Origin of the sequence: Streptomyces sp. TLI_55 (assembly GCF_900206255.1) — a bacterium.
Taxonomy (GTDB): domain Bacteria; phylum Actinomycetota; class Actinomycetes; order Streptomycetales; family Streptomycetaceae; genus Streptomyces; species Streptomyces aquilus.
Map to the genome: position 1 here is coordinate 1 of NZ_OAOJ01000004.1, position 3964 is coordinate 3964.

General features: G+C 72.9%; 5 protein-coding genes. All 5 read left to right on the forward strand.

Annotated features, from left to right (window positions below; genetic code table 11):
* Positions 1 to 261: 261 nt before the first annotated feature.
* Positions 262 to 1278: a hypothetical protein gene (locus CRP56_RS45695; protein WP_097276069.1), complete on the forward strand. Its 1017-nt coding sequence runs from the start codon at positions 262 to 264 to the stop codon at positions 1276 to 1278.
* 77 nt (positions 1279 to 1355) lie between these two features.
* Positions 1356 to 1649, forward strand: a complete 294-nt coding sequence (locus tag CRP56_RS45700; protein WP_097276071.1) for a hypothetical protein — start codon at positions 1356 to 1358, stop codon at positions 1647 to 1649.
* Positions 1646 to 1825: a hypothetical protein gene (locus CRP56_RS45705; RefSeq protein ID WP_097276073.1), complete on the forward strand. Its 180-nt coding sequence runs from the start codon at positions 1646 to 1648 to the stop codon at positions 1823 to 1825. Before CRP56_RS45700 ends, CRP56_RS45705 begins: the two co-directional genes overlap by 4 nt.
* A 51-nt stretch (positions 1826 to 1876) precedes the next feature.
* The gene (locus tag CRP56_RS45710; RefSeq protein ID WP_097276075.1) at positions 1877 to 3037 is read left to right on the forward strand and encodes a hypothetical protein; all 1161 of its coding nucleotides are present in this window, start codon (positions 1877 to 1879) and stop codon (positions 3035 to 3037) included.
* Positions 3038 to 3226: 189 nt separating this feature from the next.
* Positions 3227 to 3964 (forward strand): DUF3560 domain-containing protein (locus CRP56_RS45715; RefSeq protein WP_143665034.1); only part of this gene is annotated, 738 nt, incomplete at its 3' end.

Consider the following 3964-nt stretch of genomic DNA (forward strand, 5'->3'; position numbering starts at 1 on the left):
ACCAGCTGGACGAACAGGGCCGCCACCGCCCCCGCCTTCTGAGCAGAGCCCGCCCGCCACAGCGCGCGGGACACCCCACCCGCCGCGCGGCCGGCCCCCGCCCGGTCGCTCCGCTGGAGTAGCCGTGGCGAGCCCGGGCCCAGACCAGCCCGCCCGGGCGGAGCGCCGTCCCCTGCCCCATTCCTGCCGGACTCGTCCACGACCGGCTAGGCCCCCGCGCCCACTCCCCCGCTTCCGTACGCCGTGTGAGGAGACACTCCCGTGATCACCATTGCGACCCCGTCCGGCACCGTCCGCGCCGTTTCCGCCGAGGCAGACGCCACCGGAGCCGTGCGCTACCACCTCACGGGTGCCGCTACGGGCACCGTTCACGTGACCGCGACCAGTAGCCCCGCCCGCTGGGACCAGTTCGACGCCGTCCGTGCCACTCTCGGATCCGCCAGCGCGCGGGAGTGGCCCGCCGAGCCACTGGTACGCATCCGCGGACGCGCCTACTGGGGCACCACGGTCAGGGTTCTCGCCCGCTCCGCCGACGTGCCCTGGGGGTGGCTGGCGGGCGACCTGAAGGACACCGCCGACCGGCCCGCGCCTTTGCAGGCCAGCCAGACCCTGACCGCCATCCTGCGCGCGTGCGCCAGCCACTACGCCGCACGCAGCGACTTCCCCAGCCTCCAGCACACGGCCCGCCGCCACGACACGCCGCAGCTGCTGACGTGGCTGGACGCGATGATCACGCATTCGGAACGGGCGCAGGCCCGCTGGCTTCAGGAGGCCGAGACCTACCGGGTCCAGGCCACCCGCACTCTGGCCGCCTGGTGGACGCTGGCCCGCTGGTTCACCGCCTATCCGCACCCGGTGCTCGCGCTGCTGCTGGCCTCGGGGCGCGAGAGCCTGGCCCACCGCGCCGAGTACCTGCCGAAGTGGGCCGAGATCAGCACGCGCGCAGCCGAGGACGAGGGCCGCCGTCTGGCGCTCTTCCGGTCAGAGCGCGAGGGGTTGGCCCGACCCGCCGCCGCGCCGGACAGCTCCGACCGCCCGTACTTCGTGGTCGGTCAGTGGAAGGGCGGCGGCGACGTCGACATCTGGCACGTCGAGGAGGCGCCCAGCGATCCGGGCGAACGGGCCGACCTGTGCGAGCAGTACACCGTGGACGCCGACGACGCGTTCAGCAGCGTCGAGATCGTCTACGCCGCCAGCCCGCAAGCCGCAGCCGAGCAGGCCCGCAGGGAGGCGCGCGAGACCAGCGAGCGCATCCACCGCGATCTCACCCGCCCGTAGGCCGATACCGCCGCTTTGGGGCGGCCTGCCGCCAGGCCACCCCGGTAAGCGGCCCTGAATACGAGGAGAGACGACCCGTGGCAACGTTCACGCACGCCACCGCGCAACGCTGCGCCCAGCTCGGCCGCGCCCTCACCGCCGCCGGCCGTGACTGGAGCGACAACGGCCGCCAGGACGACCCGCAGTTCCTCACCTACACCGTGACCGACCCGCACGGCCGCACGTGGCAGGTCAGCCCGGCCACCAACTTTCAGATCTCTCCGTCCAGTCCGGGGCAGGTCTGGCAGGCCAGCTGCGCTGCCCTGATGACGAGGACCCCGGTGCTGTCCGCCCGCCGGGTCGCGGAGCACATCAAGGACGTCCCGACGTGAGCAGCCCGCCACCGCCGTTTCGGCCCGAGGACTTCGAAGAGCGGTGCGAGACCTGCAACGCCCCGTCCGGACAGCTCTGCCATGCCTGGTGCGACACCGGCTACACCGCCGAGGACGCCCGCGCCGACGCCGAGCGCCACGCCGCCCCACGCGACGCCAAGCCCCCTGCGCCGTAGGCGCACCGCCCCGACTCCCCGCCCTCCCCACTTCCTCGAAGGAGACCCGATATGGAACTGTCCACCCCCGCCGGCCTTGAGTCCCTCGCACGCTCGGTTGCCGAGCAGCTCGGCGCCGACCGCACCGAGAAGAACGGTGACACCGGCCGGGTGCGTGTCGTCTACGCCGACGGCCGCGCCCTGGAACTCACCCCCAACCGCCCCCGGACCCGGATCATCATCACCGCGGTTCTGCCCGAGCAGGCCACCGCGCACGGCATCGAGGTCAAGGCGATCACGGTCACCGCCCTGCCCCGCCCGCGCCCCAGCGAGAGCCAGGCCAAGGCCACCGCGCGGCACACGGCCGACCACATCCGTCAGCGGCTGCTGCCCGCGCACACCACCGCCCTGGCTGAGCTGCGCGAGCGCACCGCCCCCCAGGTGGCCACGTTCCAGCGTGCCGAATCCGCCCTTGCCGGATTCCTTGACCACCCCCGGGGCGGGGTGGCGATCTCCGAGCAGCCGGTACGCCGCCCGCTGGGGCTGACCGCCCGGTGCGCCGTCGCCTGGTGGCACACACTCGACGGCCCCTCCCGAGCCGTGGCACCGTTCATGGCGGACGCCCTGCGCCGGGCCGGACTGGCGACGACGGAGCCGCACGGCAGCGGGTACGTGTTCTTCGCCGAGCCCCCGGCCGAGCAGTCCGACACCCGGTTCCGGATCGCCCCTGCCGCCAGCGGCGAAGGGTGGGACCTGGTCGACGAGTTCACCGGCGCGTGCGTGCGGACATACGACGACCGGGAGTGGGCTCAGGGGATCGCCGAGAGCGCGAACGGCGAGGAGGACGCAGCCCGGCGCGCCGCCGTCGCGTCCATTGACCTGCCCGGGCTGTCCGCAGATCTAATCGAGGACGATCAATTCCGGTCCCTGGCCGTGGAGTTGGCCACCGCCGGACACATGCCCTACGGCCTGACCGACGTCGATTACACGCAGACGCCGGGATTCCACATCTACCCCAGCGCGGAGCCGGGCAGGGCCAAGGTGGCGCGGCTGCTGGAGCCCTGGGGGGCGATCCAGCCCGGTGCCCGCTTCGAGGCGCCCGACCATGAAGTCGAGCGCTACGACAAGGACATGGAGGCCTACGCGCGGCTCCTGGCCAGGCCCGCCCGGACGGTGGCCGTCATGCTGGACGGCATCCAGGTTGCGTACAACGACCCGCCGACCAGGCCGTGATCTGCTCGCTTCGGGGTGGGGCCAGCGCCATGAAAATCGGTTGCCCCACCTTCCATTATCGGTATTATGGAACATGGCACGGAGTAGTCGCGTGAAGTGCACCGCGACCGCGGCCCACCGGGCCGAACGCGCCATGGGAGGGCTGCACCCCTCCCCGCCACCACACCCGCACCGAGAGAGGACGCCCACGTGACCGACGCGACCAGCATCCCCGAGTGCCGCCAGCACGGCCCCATGACGCTGCACACCGGCGACCAGTCCCCCGCACAGCGCTTCACCGGCACCTGGTACACCTGCACCGATCCGACCTGCTGGAGCGCCGTCCTGTATCCGTCGGCCGAACTGGTCGCCGACCTCGAAGCGCAGGGCCGTCCGGCGAAGGCCCCCCTGACCCTCACCCACACCCGCGCCGAGGGAACCCTGTTGTCCGGCTCAGTGAGGGGCGACGGCGCGTACGAACTGCTCCGGCCGTTCCGCTTCCGGGCCTCTCCCTCGATCGGGATCTACCTGCGCGGCTCCCGCGACCGCCGCGCCGACCTGTACCTGATCAGCCAGGCGGCCAACGCCCTGCGGGAGGCCGGCCACCAGGTGACGGTCGAGATCGACGAGACCCAGCGCCGGGCCTTCGCCGAGGCCGAGGAGGACCGCGCCGACCGGGCGGCCGGACGAGCCGAGTACCTCGGGGCACGGGCCCAGCGCTACCAGACGTCGTCGGACGCGAAGTGGGAGCGCGGGCGCGAGATCACCCGCGGGTACGCGGGCGAGCCGGTGAAGGTCGACCACTACTCGGCCACCCGCCACATACGCGACCTGGAGCGCGCGCACCGCCTGTTCGGCCAGTCCGCCCAGGAGCAGGCGGAGGCCGACCGCTGCGCGGACCGCGCGGTCACGGCCGAGCACTACGAACAGCACAGAAGGAACCCGGGG